Origin of the sequence: Streptomyces sp. NPDC006450 (genome assembly GCF_040612195.1) — a bacterium.
Lineage (GTDB): Bacteria > Actinomycetota > Actinomycetes > Streptomycetales > Streptomycetaceae > Streptomyces.
Genome location: NZ_JBEXPT010000093.1, coordinates 1 through 15088, shown reverse-complemented (window position 1 = coordinate 15088; position 15088 = coordinate 1). Strand labels below are relative to the sequence as shown.

The window sequence follows — 15088 nt, the reverse complement described above, 5'->3', positions numbered from 1 at the left end:
TCAGGGTTGGCGGCCGACGCGGTCCATAAACGCTCCGGCGCCGGTGACTTCACCCAGCGGGGTGCTGGCGGGGGCCGGAGCCGGTTCCGCGTCGCTCGCCGCGCTGCGGTACACGGCGCTGAAGGCGAGCGCGATCATGCCGAGGCCCATCACGAAGGCGAGCACCCAGGCGACCGGGCGCAGCCACGGCGAGCGGCCGCGGTAGGGGCGCAGACTGCCGCCGTAGGCCCCGTACGGGCCCTCCACGGAGGCGGATCCGTGGCTGTGCTCCCAGCCGGAGTCCTCGGAGTGGTATCCGTCGCCGCCGTAGGCGTACGCGTCGTAGTCCTCGTCGCCCGTCCAGCCGCCTGCGAAGGCGGCGCGGGCGGCCTCGGCCGCCTCGGCGCGCGCCCGGTCGCCGGCCCGCTGGCGCTCTGCGGCGCTCGGTTCACGGATCTCGGCGTTCCGGACGAAGTCCTCGTCGAACACCACGGAGGCGAAGTCCTTGTCCGCGCCTCCGCGGTCGTCGTCGGGCTCCCCGTCGTCCGGGAACGGTTTGCCCCCCACGTCGTCCGGCACGAGACCAGCGTAGACCTGAGGGACACCTTTGGGCAGGGTGTAGGCCGAAATCCGGCCACACCGCGTCCAGTGGTCGACTACCGTACGTGACCGTCGCCGGTGACGATGTACTTGGTCGAGGTGAGCTCGGGAAGCCCCATCGGGCCCCGGGCGTGCAGCTTCTGCGTGGAGATGCCGATCTCCGCGCCGAAGCCGAACTGGCCACCGTCCGTGAACCGGGTGGAGGCGTTCACGGCAACCGTGGTCGAGTCGACCAGCTGGGTGAAGAGGCGCGCGGCGGCCTGCGAGGTGGTGACGATCGCCTCGGTGTGGCCGGAGGTCCAGCGGCGGATGTGGGTGACGGCCTCGTCGAGCGAGTCCACGACACCCGCGGCGATGTCGTACGAGAGGTACTCGGCGGCCCAGTCCTCGTCGGTGGCGGGGAGGGCCGTGACCTTGGAGTCCTCCGCGTACGCCAGCACCCGCTCGTCGCCGTGGACGGTCACGCCGGCGTCGGCGAGGGCGTCCAGGGCGAGCGGCAGGAAGGCGTCGGCGATGTCCCGGTGGACGAGCAGGGTCTCCGCGGAGTTGCAGACGGAGGGGCGCTGGGCCTTGGAGTTGACGAGGATGTCCACGGCCATGGCCAGGTCGGCCTGGGCGTCCACGTAGACGTGGCAGTTTCCGGTACCGGTCTCGATGACCGGGACGATGGATTCCTCGACGACGGTCTTGATGAGCGAGGCGCCGCCGCGCGGGATGAGGACGTCGACGAGGCCGCGGGCGCGCATCAGCTCGCGGACGGAGTCGCGGGACTCTCCCGGTACGAGCTGGATGGCGTCGGCGGGGAGGCCGGCCGACGCGACGGCGTCGCGCAGGATGGCGACGAGGGCGGTGTTGGAGGCGTAGGCCGAGGAGGAGCCGCGCAGGAGGACGGCGTTGCCGGACTTCAGGCAGAGGGCGGCGGCGTCGACGGTGACGTTGGGGCGGGCCTCGTAGATGATGCCGACGACGCCGAGCGGGACGCGGATCTGGCGGAGGTCGATCCCGTTGGGGAGGGTGGAGCCGCGGACGACCTCGCCGACGGGGTCGGGCAGGGCCGCGACGTCACGGACGTCGGAGGCGATGGCCGCGATGCGGTCGGGGGTGAGGGTGAGACGGTCGATGACGGTCTCGCTGGTCCCGGCGGCGGCCGCCTTCGCCGTGTCGACGGCGTTGGCCTCGACGATCTCGGCCGTACGGGCCTCCAGCGCGTCCGCGATGGCCAGCAGGGCCTTGTCCTTGGCGGACCGCGGGAGCGGGGCGATGACCGCGGCGGCGGTCCGGGCCGCTTGCGCGGTGGCGATCACGGGCGAGGTCGTGGCATCGAGCGAGGTCATGCCGCCAGGGTAATCCCCGCCCCCGCCGGGCCGGATGGGGTTCCACCCCGCGAGACGCCTTCCCCTCTTGACGCGCCGCTCGCACGGCTCGGCCCTGACGGGCCTCCCCGGCTTCGCACCGCTGCGATGCGAAGCGACGCGTCAAGAAGGAGGGCGGCGCGTCTCATAGGGGTGCACGCCCATGGGGTGGGCCGGGGGTGGGCCGTAGCCTTCGGCCACGCGCTGGTGGTAGGTGGCGCGGTCGATGACTTCCAGGCCGACGATCTCCCAGGGCGGGAGCTTCGCCGAGGACCGGTGTTCCCCCCAGAGCCGCAGCGCGACGGCGGCCGCGTCGTGGAGGTCGCGGGCTTCCTCCCAGTAGCGGATTTCCGCGTGGTCGTCGGCGTAGCGGCTGGTCAGCAGGAAGGGATGGTCGTGGGCGAGCTGCTCCAGCCCACGGCGTACGTCGGACAGCGGAGCGGGCTTGCCGGAGACGCTCAGGGTGACGTGCCAGAGACGGGAGGCGTCCCGGTCATCCCCGGTCCCGCCGACGTCACCGTCCCCGGTGCCGACGCTGGTCAGCGCTCGTCCCACCAGCCGCCTCCTTGTCTGCGCTACGCCTGTCCGCCCCTCACAGTTGACCAGTCCTCGGCTCACCGCGCGGCGGTTTTACCGAACCTCAGCCCTGCAGCAGGACCAGATCGTCACGGTGGACGACCTCCCGCTCGTACTCGGGTCCGAGTTCCCGCGCGAGCTCGCGCGTGGAGCGGCCGAGGAGCTGCGGGAGCTCCTTCGCGTCGAAGTTGACGAGGCCGCGCGCCACCGCCCGGCCGTCGGCCGCGCGCAGTTCCACGGGGTCCCCGGCGACGAAGTCTCCCTCGACCGAGGCGATGCCGGCGGGCAGCAGCGAGCTGCCGCGTTCGGTCACCGCGCGGACGGCTCCCTCGTCCAGGACGAGGTGTCCCTGCGGAGCCGACGCGTGCTGCAGCCAGAGCAGCCGGTCCGTCGAGCGGCGTCCGGTGGAGTGGAAGAAGGTGCCGGTCGCCCGCCCGGCGAGGGCGTCCGCGGCCTGGCTGGCCGAGGTCAGCACGACCGGGATGCCGGCCGCCGCCGCGATGCGCGCCGCCTCGACCTTGGTGGCCATGCCGCCGGTGCCGACGCCCGCCTTGCCGACGCTGCCGATGGTGACGTGGGCGATGTCCTCGGGGCCGCGCACCTCGTCGATGCGGCTGGTGCCGGGCTGGGACGGGTCCCCGTCGTAGAGGCCGTCCACGTCCGAGAGCAGGACGAGGAGGTCGGCGCGGACCAGGTGGGCCACGAGTGCGGCGAGGCGGTCGTTGTCACCGAAGCGGATCTCGTCGGTGGCGACGGTGTCGTTCTCGTTGACGACGGGCAGCGCCCCCATGGCCAGGAGCTGGTCCAGGGTCCGGTAGGCGTTGCGGTAGTGCGCCCGCCGGCTCGTGTCGTCGGTGGTCAGGAGCACCTGGCCGACGCGCACGCCGTACCGGGCGAAGGAGGCCGTGTAGCGGGCGACGAGCAGGCCCTGGCCGACGCTCGCGGCGGCCTGCTGGCGGGCCAGGTCGGTGGGGCGGCGGCGCAGGCCGAGCGGGGAGAGTCCGGCGGCGATGGCTCCGCTGGAGACCAGGACGATCTCCTTCTCGCCGCCGCTGCGCGCCTTGGCCAGTACGTCGACCAGCGCGTCCACCCGGTCGGCGTCGAGCCCGCCGGCCGCCGTGGTCAAGGAGGAGGAGCCGACCTTGACCACGATCCTGCGCGCGTCGAGCACACCCTGCCTAGCCGCTGACACTTCTGTCCCCTGACCCTCGCCGAACACACACAAGCACGAACAGGAACGTGGCGAACCTGTCCGCCCAATCTACGGGGTGTCCGGGCGGGGCCGCCCTCCGGTTTCAGACCGTGGACGCGCTGTGCGCCTGCTCCGGTTCCCCGGCCGCGCGGGCCGTACCCGGCACGAGGATCTTGCGGGAGAGGACGAAGGTGAAGGGGATCGCCACGACCGCCGCGACCAGCGGCGCGATCTTGGTGTTCATGCCCGCCCAGCTCACCAGGGCGTACAGGCCGGCGGACTGGATCACGTAGTTCGTGATGTTGGTCAGCGGGAAGAGCAGGAACTTCTTCCAGGTCGGCCGGGTCCGGTAGGTGAAGTAGGTGTTCATGAAGAACGAGCCGACCATCGCCAGCACGAAGGCCAGGGAGTAGGCGGCGAAGTACGGCATCCACGGGTGCAGGAGCAGGTAGAGGACGTAGAAGGTCCCCGTGTTGACCCCGCCGACCAGACCGAAGCGGACGATCTGGCCGAGCTGGGTCTTCCGGTCGGTGGCCGGCCGCCCGTCCTCCGTGCGCGACATCAGTTGCTTCGCTCCGCGATCACGGCCTCGGCATCCGGCAGCTGCGCGTCCCGGATGTCCGTGGGGGTGCCCGTCCGGTCGGTGCCGTGCGACTCCTTCACCAGGAAGTGCGGCCGGCGCTTGGTCTCGTAGTAGATGCGGCCGATGTACTCGCCGATCAGACCCAGCATGATCATCTGCAGGCCGCCCAGGCCCGCGATGAGCGCGACGATCGTGACGTAGCCCGGGGACTCCACCCCGTTGGTCATCGCCATGACGGCGATCCACACCGCGTAGAGCACGGTCAGGGCCACCAGCGACACGCCCGACCAGATGCCGATGCGCAGCGGCCGGTTGTTGAACGAGATGAGCCCGTCCATGCCGTAGTTCAGCAGGGCGCCGAACTTCCACTTCGTCTCGCCGGCCTCGCGCTGCGCGTTGCGGTAGTCGAAGTGGACCGTGTCGAAGCCGATCCAGGAGAAGAGGCCCTTGGAGAAGCGGTTGTACTCGGGCAGCGACAGCAGCGCGTCCACGGCCGGGCGGGACAGCAGCCGGAAGTCGCCGACTCCGTCGGTGAGCTCCACGTCGACCCAGCGGTTGACGCCGCGGTAGTAGAGGCGGCTCAGCGCCGAGCGGAGCTTCTTGTCGCCTTCGCGGGTGCGGCGGGCGATGATCTGGTCGTGACCCTGCCGGTAGTAGTCGAGCATGGTGGCGATGAGCTCCGGCGGGTGCTGGAGGTCCGCGTCCATGATGACCACGGCGTCACCGGTCGCCTCGCGCAGGCCCGCCAGCATGCCGGCCTCCTTGCCGAAGTTCCGGCTGAAGGAGACGTAGCGGGTCTGGTCGGTGTACTGCGCGGCGATCTTGCGGAGCTTCTCGAGGGTTCCGTCGCGGCTGCCGTCGTCGACGTAGCAGACCTCGTACTCGACGGGCAGGGCATCCAGAACCTTGCGGATCTCCGTGTCGAAGCTGTCGATGACAGCTTCCTCGTTGTAGCAAGGAACTACTACAGACAGCTTCATGAACACTTCCTGCGGTCCGAACGGGTGGATTACGGCGACCGGACCTGCCACTCACCTCACCCTAGAAGTATGCACGCTGCCGGTGTGAGCCCGGCCAGGGGCGAGTGCGGTACACAGTAGCTTGAACGGTCAAAGCGCAAGGAAACAGAGGGATCGAGGTGCACGTGCCTGACGTCTCCGTGGTCGTCATCGTCTACAACGACGCAGAGCGTCTCCCGACAGCCGTCCAGTCGGTCTTGGACCAGACCCTGCACGGGGTCGAAGTCGTGATCGTCGACGACTGCAGCAAGGACGGGTCCTACGCGGTCGCCCAGAAGCTCGCCACCGCGCATCCGGGGAGAGTACGCGCCTTCCAGCTGGCGGAGAACAGCGGGGGTTGCGGCGCCCCGCGCAATCACGGAATCCAGCAGGCCACCGGCACCTACGTCATGTTCCTCGACAGCGATGACGTGCTGGAGCGCAACGCCTGCCGCAACATGCTGGACGCCGCCGAGCGGACCGGGTCCGACCTGGTCTCGGGCATGTGCGTCCGGGTCCACCTCGACAGCCGTTCGGGCAAGACCACCGAGTGGTACCCGTGGATCTACGCGCGCACCCGCACGCTGGAGTCGATCACCGAGTACCCGGACCTGCTGGTCTACGACACCCTCTCCACGAACAAGTGCTACCGGCGCGCGTTCCTGCTGGACCAGGGCCTGGAGTTCCCGGTGGGCATCCACTACGAGGACCTGCTCTTCTCCGCACAGGCCTACGTCGCCGCGCGCCGCATCACGCTCATCCCGAACCACGTCTACTACTGGAACGTGATCGAGAGGGCCTCGGCGAAGTCGATCAGCAACCGGCGCCACGAGATCGAGAACTTCGTCCACCGGATGGAGATCCACCGCCGCGTCGACGAACTGCTGGCGGCCGAGGGCCACGCGGAGATCAAGTCCGCGAAGGACATCAAGTTCCTCAAGCACGACCTGGTGCTCCACCTGCGCGACCTGCCCCTGCTCGGTGACGCCTACCGCCAGGAGTTCGCCCGTCTCGCCAACAGCTACCTGGCCGGCATCGACCGGGCCGCGTACGACCACGTCAGCAACCTGCAGGCCATCTGCGCCTACCTGCTCGGCAAGGAGGACTGGGACAACCTCCTGCCCGCCGCCGACGCCATGACCAACCAGGGCCGGCTCACCTCCCCGCTCGCCGAGCGGGACGGGCGCGTCTACTGGTGCGGCCGGCACATCGACGGACCCGAGGCGGAGGTGGCCCGCCGGATACTGGACGTCACCGACCAGCCCTACGCCGGCGCCCCGCTCGCCTCCCTCACGCTGGGCAACCGCCTCACCGCGTACGAGGACGACGGCCGCGGCACCGTCACCCTGTCGGGTGCCGTGGTGAACCCGCTGGGCCGGATCCGCCCGGACGTGGAGCTGAAGGCCTCACTGGAATTCCGCGCCCGCCGGCAGATCGGCGTCCGCTCCTTCAGCTTCCCGGTGTCAACCGTGCGCCACGCCGGCGACACGATCGAGTGGCAGGCCACAGCCGATATCGGCGGCACCGTCCGCCCCCTCGGCATCATCGACGCGGTCTGGGACGTACGCATGAAGTTGACGGCCGGCGACGACCGGCTCCACACCCGCGTCTCCGTCGGCGGGGTCGACCTGGAGCAGGCGGCCCGGCTGCGCGTGCGCCCGAGGCTGACCCGGCTGGTCTCCGACCGCTTCGAGCCGGAGATGACCAAGAAGGGCAACCTCTCCTACGTCCTGACCGCCGAGGGCGCCGCCGCCGTGCGCACCCAGACGCTGATCAACGGCGCGATGCACGGCAAGGCCGCCGGCGTGGTCAAGCGGAGCCTGCGCAAGGCCCTGCGGGCCCGCCGCAACCTCGGCTCGGGCGAGCAGAAGGTGAAGGTCTACCACGAGGTCTTCTCGAAGCTGCCCGTCAAGAAGGGCACGGTCGTCTTCGAGAGCCACATGGGCAAGCAGTACAGCGACAGCCCGAGGGCGATCTACGAGGAGCTGGTGCGCTCCGGCGCACGGTTCGAGGCGATCTGGTCGTACGCGGGCGCCAGGCCCACCGGCTTCCCCCAGGAGGCCACCCTGGTGCGCCGCTGGAGCTGGGCCTACCTGCGGGCGCTCGCGCAGGCCGAGTACTGGATCGACAACCAGGGCTTCCCGCTGGCGCTGGCCAAGCGCCCGGGGACCACGTACATCCAGACCTGGCACGGCTCGGCGCTCAAGCGGATGGGTTTCCACGAGCCCCGCACCAAGGCGCAGGACCGGGCCGCCCAGAGCCGCTTCCAGACGGCCGTCGACCGCTTCGACCACTTCCTGATCCGCTCCGAGCACGACGCCCGCACCCTCGCCAGGGGTTTCCGGCTGCGTGACGAGGTGCTGCTGCGCACCGGCTACCCGCGCAACGACGCCCTGGTCGCGGCCCACCGCGCCGAGGCGGACAGCGGCGAGCGGGTCCGCGGTCCCCTGGCGGGCGAGTTCGGGATCGACCCGGACAAGAAGGTGCTGCTGTACGCGCCGACCTTCCGGGCGGGCGCGGACGGCACGGTGCAGGGCTTCACGTTCCCCTTCGACGTCGAGGAGTTCGCCGACCGGCTCGGCGACCGCTTCACGCTGCTGGTGCGCACCCACTACCTCAACAGCGTGACACTGCCGCCGTCGGTCGCGGGCCGGGTCATCGACGTGTCCCGGCACCACGACATCACTCCGCTGCTGGCGCTCGCCGACGGGCTGGTCACCGACTACTCGTCCGTGATGTTCGACTACGCGGCCCTGGACCGGCCGATGCTGTTCTTCGCGTACGACTACGAGAAGTACGCGAACGACATCCGCGGCACGTACTTCGACCTGAAGGAGAAGGCCCCGGGCCCGGTGGTCGCCACCGCGGACGAACTGCTCCAGGCCCTCTCCGCCTTCGACGAGGCGGATGCCAAGTACGCCGAGGCGCGCCAGCGCTTCCTCGCCGAGTTCGGCGAGTACGACCGCGGGGACGCGGCCCGCCGGATCGTCGAGAAGTTCTTCAGCAGGAGCGGCAAGTGAGCCAGCAGACTTCCACCGTCGGCGGCGGCCGTGACATCTTCCTCGTCTCCAACAGCGTGGACGAGCTCGGTGGCGTGACCACCTGGTCGCACCAGATGGCCCGGCTGTTCAGCGACCGCGGACACCGGGTCCACGTCATCGGCATCGCCCCCGTCGCCGAGGAGGTCCGCCAGCGGTTCCCCGCGGACCTTCCCTACGCGGTGACCACGCTGTACGAAACCCACCCGGCGCCGGCCCGCACCCTGCACGGCATCAAGGGCCGGCTCAACGCGCCCGAACGGCGCCGCCAGGCGGCCCGCCGGGCGACGATGCAGGTCAAGGCGGACCGGCTCGGCGAGCTGCTGCGCGCGGCACGCCCCGGCGCCGTGGTGATCGTCACTCAGGTCTGGGCGATGGAGTGGGTGGCCCTCGCCGACACCAAGGGCTGCACGGTCATCGGCATGAGCCACGAGTCCTTCGAGGCCAGCAACAAGTCCAGCCGGGGCCAGCGGGTCCGCCGGCACTACCGGGAGGTCGACCGCGTGCTCGTGCTGACCCCCGAGGACGCCGACCTCTGGATCCGCGCGGGCATGGAGAACGTCTCCAGCATGCCGAATCCGCTGCCGTTCATGCCCGCAGCTCCCGCACCGCGCACCGGGAAGGTCGTGGCGAGCGTCGGCCGCCTCGCCTTCGAGAAGGGCGTGGACCTGCTGCTCGACGCGTGGGCGGACGCCTCGCCGCAGCACCCCGACTGGGTCCTGAGGATCTACGGGGCCGGCGTGGAGGAGCCGAGCCTGCGGGCGCACGCCGCCGGGCTGGGCCTGGGCGGCTCCGTGGAGTGGATGGGCAGCACCAGCGATGTGCTGGGCGCGCTGAACGGGGCCTCCGTCTTCGCCCAGGCCTCGCGCGCCGAAGGGTTCCCGATCACGCTGCTGGAGGCGATGGCCGCGGGTGTGCCGGTGGCCGCCTTCGACTGCGCGCCGGGTGTCCGGGAGATCGTCACGCACGAGGAAGACGGGCTGCTGGCCCGGCTCGGCAACACGATGGAGCTGGGCGCGCACTTGGACCGGCTGATGGCCGACCGCGAGCTGCGCGACCGGCTCGGCGACGCCGCCTTCCACAGCGTGCGGCGGTTCTCCAGCGTCGACATCACCGACCGGTGGGAGGAGCTGTTCTCCTTCCTGGAGCGCTGAACTTTCCGGAGAACTGAGCTTCCTGGAGAACTGAGCCTTCCTGGAACGCTGAGCCCTCCGGACCGAGCCCGGCGCAGTGCTTACGAAGAAGCCGCCCGCCCCGGATCGACCGGGGCGGGCGGCTTCTTCGTACCTACTGCCTGCGTCAGGCCTTGCGGTGGGCCTCCCAGCCCTCCCAGGCCGAGGTGATCATCTCGCGCACGTCGTGACGGGCCTTCCAGCCCAGCTCCGCCGCGATCCGGTCGGCGGAGGCGACGACCTTCGCGGGGTCACCGGCGCGGCGCGGGGAGACCGCGGGCGCGTAGGCGGGATCGGTGTGCCCGGTGGCCTCGTTCACCAGCTCGACCATCTCTCGGACGGAGACGCCCTCGCCGCGGCCGATGTTGACGGTGAGGTCCTTGTACTCGCCCTGCGCGCCCCATTCGACGAGCTTGCGGGCGGCCACCACGTGGGCCTCCGCGAGGTCGGCGACGTGGATGTAGTCGCGGATGCAGGTGCCGTCGGGAGTCGCGTAGTCGTCGCCGAAGATCCGGGCGCCCTCGCCCTTGTCGAACCGCTCGAAGATCATCGGGACCAGGTTGAAGACGCCGGTGTCGGCGAGCTCGGGGGTCGCGGCGCCCGCCACGTTGAAGTAGCGCAGGCACGCGGTGGAGATGCCGTGGGCCCTGCCCGCGCCGCGGACCAGCCACTCACCCGCCAGCTTCGTCTCTCCGTACGGGCTCAGCGGCAGGCACGGGGTGTCCTCGGTGACGAGGTCCACGTCGGGCATCCCGTACACGGAGGCGGAGGAGGAGAAGAGGAAGTTGCGCACGCCCGCTGCGGCCACGGCCTGGAGCAGGACGGTGAGGCCGCCCACGTTCTCCTCGTAGTAATGCAGCGGCTTCTCGACGGACTCGCCGACCTGCTTCTTGCCCGCCAGGTGGACCACGCCGGTGATCCGGTAGCGGGCGAAGGTCTCGTCGAGGACCTGACGGTCGAGCACCGAGCCGACCACCAGCGGAACACCCTCCGGGACGCGGTCGGCGTTGCCGGTGGAGAGGTCGTCCAGAACCACGACCTCCTCACCCGCGAGCAGCATCGCGCGGACGACGTGCGCCCCGATGTAACCGGCACCACCAGTGATCAGGAACGTCATGCGTGTCTCCCAGTTCTCTTTCGTGCTTCTGGTCCGACTTCTGGTCCGGCTTGCCGTCGGGCTTCCCGTCCCGGCCGTCCGGGCTGCCGGGTTCCGTTCTAGCCGCGGAGTATGCGGGCCCGGTGGAACCGGTGGCGGGCCAGGCTCATGACGCCCGAGGCACCGGGCGCGAGCCTCAGCGCCAGCGATCCGCCCGTCGTGCGGTAGGGCTGCGCCAACAGCACACCGTACCGGCTGCTGGGCAGCACCCGGCGGTGGAGAAGGCGGCTGAGGGGGCGCGGGGAGGTGAGGACGGAGCTCCCGTCGGCGCACTCCACGCTCAGCTTCACGTCCCACGCCTGCAGGCCCCGCCGGCCCTCGCCCCGCCCGAGGCTCGCCAGCGTGGTGAGCCGGAAGGGCAGCTGCGCGGTCCACCGGTCGCCGTCCGCGGACGGGGTGAGCTCCACCGGTTCGGCGACCAGCAGCTCCCCCAGGTCGCCCCGGGGCTGGAAGCGCAGCTGGACGGTGCGCGGACCGGCCGCGGCGAGGCGCCCGTACAGGTCGTGGACCTGGATCCGCAGCCCTGCGCAGCCGCTCGGCTCGGCGTCGATGGTGATGGGCAGCTCGGCCGTCTCCAGCTTGTCCAGCCCGTCCAGCTCCACCGGCAGCGTGTCGCTCCAGACCGGCGCTCCGGAGGGGCCGATGGCGTACGGGGGCAGCAGGCGGGGCGGATCGGCGGCGAAGCGGGTCAGCCGCAGCAGGTCGTCGGCGGCGGGCGGCGCCTCGGTGGCGCGCAGCACCCGGACGATCCAGCGGGCGTGCGCCCCGGCGGCCTCGATGTCGGCCTCGGAGAACCCGGCGACGTAGTCGCGGGTCAGCGTCCACCAGGCCGCCTGGTAGCCGGGGTCCTGGCCGAGCTCGCGCAGGTACATGCGCAGGTCGTACTCCAGGAACTTGACCTGGCAGGCCCGGCCCAGCTCGGGCGAGGAGGCGGTCATGAGGCGGGAGGCGACGCGGTGCGCCTCCACGCGGGCACTCCAGTTGCCGACGTCCTTGCGGTCCAGGGAGATGGAGACCTGCGCGGCGTTGCGGCGCACGTGCCACACGTAGACGAGGTCGCCGATCACCGCGATGCGGGGGCGGGCCGCCAGCACGCGGGCGGTGAACACGAAGTCCTCGTAGATGAACCGGCCGTCCGGGAAGCGGATCCCGTACATGTCCAGGAACGCCCGCTCGTACAGCTTGTTGACGCAGAGGGTGTCGCGGACCAGCTCCGGCCGGTCCGACGGGCGGTCGATGACCTCGCCCGGCGTGTACAGGCCGGGCACCCAGGGCACGTCGCGGCTCTCGGGCAGTTCACGGCGGACGCAGGAGCCGACCGTGACCGGCGACCGGTGCTCCCCGGCCGCGCGGACCAGGGCGTCGATCGCCCCGGCGGGCAGGATGTCGTCGCTGTCGAGGAACATGACGTAGGGGGCGGTCGCGGCCGCGATGCCGTCGTTGCGGGGGGTGCCGCAGCCCCCGCTGTTCTCCGTGCGGTGCACGACCTTCACGCGGGGGTGGCGGGCTGCCAGCTCGTCCAGCACCTGGGCGGTGCCGTCGCGGGACGCGTCGTTGACCGCGATGACCTCGGCGACAACCGGACCCTGGGCGAGAGCCGAAGAAACGGCCTGACCGACGAGCTCGGCATCGTTGTATGCGATCACGACGACGGCAACTGTGGGGGTACGGGTGCTCGTCACCCATGGATCCTAGGCCACCCGGGTAAACATGGCCTTAAGACGGGCCACTCGAACGGGGGATAAACGGAATCCTGTGACGTGCCTGTGACGACGGCCGGAGACCCGGCCGTCGCCCTCGGCTACGGTCCCGGTCAGAAGGGACGGAACTCGTCGTACTCCTTCTGGGCGGAATCCCGCTCGGCTTCCTTCTCCTTGCGGCGCGTGGTGGCCGGACGCGGCGCCTCCAGACGGTGGTCCTCACCGCGGCGGCCCAGCATCTCGGCGCCGGCCATCATGGTCGGCTCCCAGTCGAAGACGACCGCGTCCTCGTCGGAACCGATGGCCACACCATCACCCGCACGGGCACCGGCCTTGCGCAGCGCGTCCTCGACGCCCAGGCGGTTGAGGCGGTCGGCGAGGTAGCCGACGGCCTCGTCGATGTTGAAGTCGGTCTGGCGGACCCAGCGCTCCGGCTTCTCGCCGCGCACGCGGTACACGTCCTCGACCTCGTCGTAGGCGATCGTGAAGCCGGAGTCGTCCACGGCCTTCGGGCGGATGACGACGCGGGTCGCCTCCTCCTTCGGCTTGCGGGCGCGGAACTTCGCGATGACCTCGGCGAGGAAGAAGGACAGCTCCTTGAGACCCGTGCGGGAGACCGCCGAGACCTCGAAGACCTTGTAGCCGCGGGCCTCCAGGTCCGGGCGGACCATGTCGGCGAGGTCCTTGCCGTCGGGGATGTCGACCTTGTTGAGGACGACGAGGCGCGGGCGCTTCTCCAGGCCGCCGCCGTAGAGCTTCAGCTCCTCCTCGATGGCGTCGAGGTCGGCGAGCGGGTCGCGGTCGGACTCCAGGGTGGCGGTGTCCAGGACGTGCACGAGGATCGAGCAGCGCTCGACGTGGCGCAGGAACTCCAGGCCGAGGCCCTTGCCCTGGCTGGCGCCGGGGATGAGGCCCGGTACGTCGGCGATCGTGTAGACCGTCGAGCCGGCGGTGACGACGCCCAGGTTCGGGACGAGGGTGGTGAAGGGGTAGTCCGCGATCTTCGGCTTGGCTGCGGACAGCACCGAGATCAGCGAGGACTTGCCGGCGCTCGGGAAACCGACCAGCGCCACGTCGGCGACGGTCTTGAGCTCCAGGATGACGTCGCCGCCGGTGCCGGGTACGCCGAGGAGCGCGAAGCCGGGCGCCTTGCGGCGGGCCGAGGAGAGCGCCGCGTTGCCGAGGCCGCCGCGGCCGCCCTCGGCGGCCACGTAGGTGGTGCCCTGGCCGACGAGGTCGGCGAGGACGTTGCCCTCCTTGTCGAGGACGACCGTGCCGTCCGGCACGGGCAGGATCATGTCCTGGCCGTCCTTGCCGGAGCGGTTGCCGCCCTCGCCGGGCTTGCCGTTGGTGGCCTTGCGGTGGGGGCTGTGGTGGTAGTCCAGCAGGGTGGTGACAGCCTGCTCCACCACCAGGATGACGTCGCCGCCGCGGCCGCCGTTTCCGCCGTCGGGGCCGCCGAGCGGCTTGAACTTCTCCCGGTGAACGGAGGCGCAGCCGTGGCCCCCGTTACCCGCGGCGACGTGCAGCTCGACGCGGTCCACGAAGGTGGTCATGGTTGTTCCTCCAGATACAGCGGGAATATCCCGGAAAGCCCGGGGGGTAGGCCTTGCTACCCATTAAACGTGTCTATGTGACAACGCGCCGAGGGCGGACCTCTCTTCCCGGCTCGCGCCGGGAAGAGTTGAGATCCGCCCTCGGGATGCTTCGGACTACCGATTCAGCAGGAGCTGAAATCAGGCAGCCGGAACGATGTTGACGACCTTGCGGCCACGGTGCGTGCCGAACTCGACCGAACCGGCCTGCAGCGCGAACAGCGTGTCGTCGCCACCACGACCGACACCCGAACCCGGGTGGAAGTGGGTGCCGCGCTGGCGGACGAGGATCTCACCAGCGGAAACGACCTGACCGCCGAAGCGCTTCACGCCGAGCCGCTGAGCGTTGGAATCGCGCCCGTTCCGGGTGGACGATGCGCCCTTCTTGTGTGCCATGTCTCAGTCCCTCTTACTTCGCAGCCGCGGGGATACCGGTGACCTTGATCGCCGTGTACTGCTGGCGGTGACCCTGGCGACGGCGGTAGCCGGTCTTGTTCTTGTACCGAAGGATGTCGATCTTGGCACCCTTGTGGTGGTCCACGATCTCGGCCTGGACCTTGATGCCGGCCAGGACCCACGGGTCGCTGGTCACGGCTTCGCCGTCGACAACGAGCAGGGTCGAGAGCTCGACCGTGTCGCCAACCTTGGCAGTGGGAATCTTGTCAACTTCAACGATGTCGCCGACAGCAACCTTGTGCTGGCGACCACCGCTGCGCACGATGGCGTACACGCGGATCTCTCTCTCACTCGAAATCGGGAACCCCTGAAGCCAGCCGGCCCCGCGGAACCGCAGGCCGGCCTCCCCCGAGCCGCGAGGCGGTACGGGAGGTGAGGTGCTCAGTGGATTGGCGTGCGCATAGACACGCCAGCGACCTAGGTTACGGGGCCCGGTCGGAGGGGTCAAACCGGGGCCCGCGGCGGGGCCTCGGCGGACCGGCCCGCCCTTCCGCGGCGCCGCCCGCGGGCTCCGTGCCCGGGTCGGCCGCACGTTTCCCGCCTGGTCGGTGACCCGGTCGGGGCCGCCCGACGGCCCTGTACGCGTACGTCGTCGTGCCGTGGCCCGGCGTCGACCCCCTCCGGCACCCGGGGCGGGGCGAGCCCTGTGGCGGCGCGCAGCCGCCGTGGACGTACGGCGTGGAGAAACGGC

The 15088-nt window shown here is 70.7% G+C and carries 13 protein-coding genes; 2 read left to right on the top strand and 11 right to left on the bottom strand.

Going from position 1 to position 15088, the window contains the following annotated elements; all coding sequences use genetic code 11:
* The 6 genes from ABZY57_RS23970 to ABZY57_RS23945 form a co-directional block, all read right to left on the bottom strand.
* Positions 1-558: a hypothetical protein gene (locus tag ABZY57_RS23970; protein WP_356515103.1), complete on the bottom strand. Its 558-nt coding sequence runs from the start codon at positions 556-558 to the stop codon at positions 1-3.
* 77 nt (positions 559-635) lie between these two features.
* Positions 636-1913 carry a glutamate-5-semialdehyde dehydrogenase gene (locus ABZY57_RS23965; RefSeq protein ID WP_356515101.1) on the bottom strand — a complete coding sequence of 426 codons (1278 nt, stop codon included), beginning with the start codon at positions 1911-1913 and terminating at the stop codon, positions 636-638.
* 141 nt (positions 1914-2054) lie between these two features.
* The gene (locus tag ABZY57_RS23960; protein WP_356515120.1) at positions 2055-2474 is read right to left on the bottom strand and encodes a hypothetical protein; all 420 of its coding nucleotides are present in this window, start codon (positions 2472-2474) and stop codon (positions 2055-2057) included.
* 97 nt (positions 2475-2571) lie between these two features.
* Entirely contained in the window at positions 2572-3699 is a 1128-nt protein-coding gene (proB, locus tag ABZY57_RS23955) for a glutamate 5-kinase (RefSeq protein ID WP_356515099.1), read from the bottom strand.
* Positions 3700-3802: 103 nt separating this feature from the next.
* Positions 3803-4261 (bottom strand): GtrA family protein, encoded by a 459-nt coding sequence (locus ABZY57_RS23950; protein ID WP_356515097.1) that lies wholly within the window; start codon positions 4259-4261, stop codon positions 3803-3805.
* Positions 4261-5262 (bottom strand): glycosyltransferase family 2 protein, encoded by a 1002-nt coding sequence (locus tag ABZY57_RS23945; protein WP_356515096.1) that lies wholly within the window; start codon positions 5260-5262, stop codon positions 4261-4263. Before ABZY57_RS23945 ends, ABZY57_RS23950 begins: the two co-directional genes overlap by 1 nt.
* Before the next feature lie 158 nt (positions 5263-5420).
* Between ABZY57_RS23945 and ABZY57_RS23940 the strand changes: the two genes are divergently transcribed.
* Together ABZY57_RS23940 and ABZY57_RS23935 are read left to right on the top strand one after the other, a co-directional pair.
* On the top strand, positions 5421-8300 hold the full coding sequence (locus ABZY57_RS23940; protein ID WP_356515095.1) for a CDP-glycerol glycerophosphotransferase family protein: 2880 nt from the start codon (positions 5421-5423) through the stop codon (positions 8298-8300).
* Positions 8297-9472 carry a glycosyltransferase gene (locus ABZY57_RS23935; protein ID WP_356515093.1) on the top strand — a complete coding sequence of 392 codons (1176 nt, stop codon included), beginning with the start codon at positions 8297-8299 and terminating at the stop codon, positions 9470-9472. The genes ABZY57_RS23940 and ABZY57_RS23935 overlap by 4 nt, the downstream gene beginning before the upstream one ends.
* Positions 9473-9617: 145 nt before the next feature.
* On the opposite strand, the gene galE is transcribed toward ABZY57_RS23935, so the two are convergent.
* The 5 genes from galE to rplU all read right to left on the bottom strand — a co-directional run bounded on the left by galE (position 9618) and on the right by rplU (position 14671).
* A complete protein-coding gene (gene galE / locus ABZY57_RS23930) occupies positions 9618-10607 on the bottom strand; it encodes a UDP-glucose 4-epimerase GalE (protein WP_356515091.1) in 990 nt (329 codons plus the stop codon).
* 98 nt (positions 10608-10705) lie between these two features.
* Positions 10706-12328, bottom strand: coding sequence for a glycosyltransferase (locus ABZY57_RS23925; RefSeq protein WP_356515089.1), 1623 nt, complete (start codon positions 12326-12328; stop codon positions 10706-10708).
* Between the two features lie 131 nt (positions 12329-12459).
* On the bottom strand, positions 12460-13902 hold the full coding sequence (obgE, locus tag ABZY57_RS23920; RefSeq protein ID WP_356515087.1) for a GTPase ObgE: 1443 nt from the start codon (positions 13900-13902) through the stop codon (positions 12460-12462).
* A 180-nt stretch (positions 13903-14082) separates the two neighbouring features.
* The gene (gene rpmA / locus ABZY57_RS23915; protein ID WP_030013081.1) at positions 14083-14337 is read right to left on the bottom strand and encodes a 50S ribosomal protein L27; all 255 of its coding nucleotides are present in this window, start codon (positions 14335-14337) and stop codon (positions 14083-14085) included.
* A 13-nt stretch (positions 14338-14350) separates the two neighbouring features.
* A complete protein-coding gene (rplU, locus tag ABZY57_RS23910; protein WP_214950890.1) occupies positions 14351-14671 on the bottom strand; it encodes a 50S ribosomal protein L21 in 321 nt (106 codons plus the stop codon).
* Between the last annotated feature and the right edge of the window lie 417 nt (positions 14672-15088).

Excerpts from the sequence above, each read along its gene's own strand:
- ABZY57_RS23945 (WP_356515096.1), bottom strand. The coding sequence starts at position 5,262 with ATGAAGCTGTCTGTAGTAGTTCCTTGCTACAACGAGGAAGCTGTCATC.
- rpmA (WP_030013081.1), bottom strand. The coding sequence starts at position 14,337 with ATGGCACACAAGAAGGGCGCATCGTCCACCCGGAACGGGCGCGATTCC.
- galE (WP_356515091.1), bottom strand. The coding sequence starts at position 10,607 with ATGACGTTCCTGATCACTGGTGGTGCCGGTTACATCGGGGCGCACGTC.
- obgE (WP_356515087.1), bottom strand. The coding sequence starts at position 13,902 with ATGACCACCTTCGTGGACCGCGTCGAGCTGCACGTCGCCGCGGGTAAC.
- ABZY57_RS23965 (WP_356515101.1), bottom strand. The coding sequence starts at position 1,913 with ATGACCTCGCTCGATGCCACGACCTCGCCCGTGATCGCCACCGCGCAA.
- ABZY57_RS23950 (WP_356515097.1), bottom strand. The coding sequence starts at position 4,261 with ATGTCGCGCACGGAGGACGGGCGGCCGGCCACCGACCGGAAGACCCAG.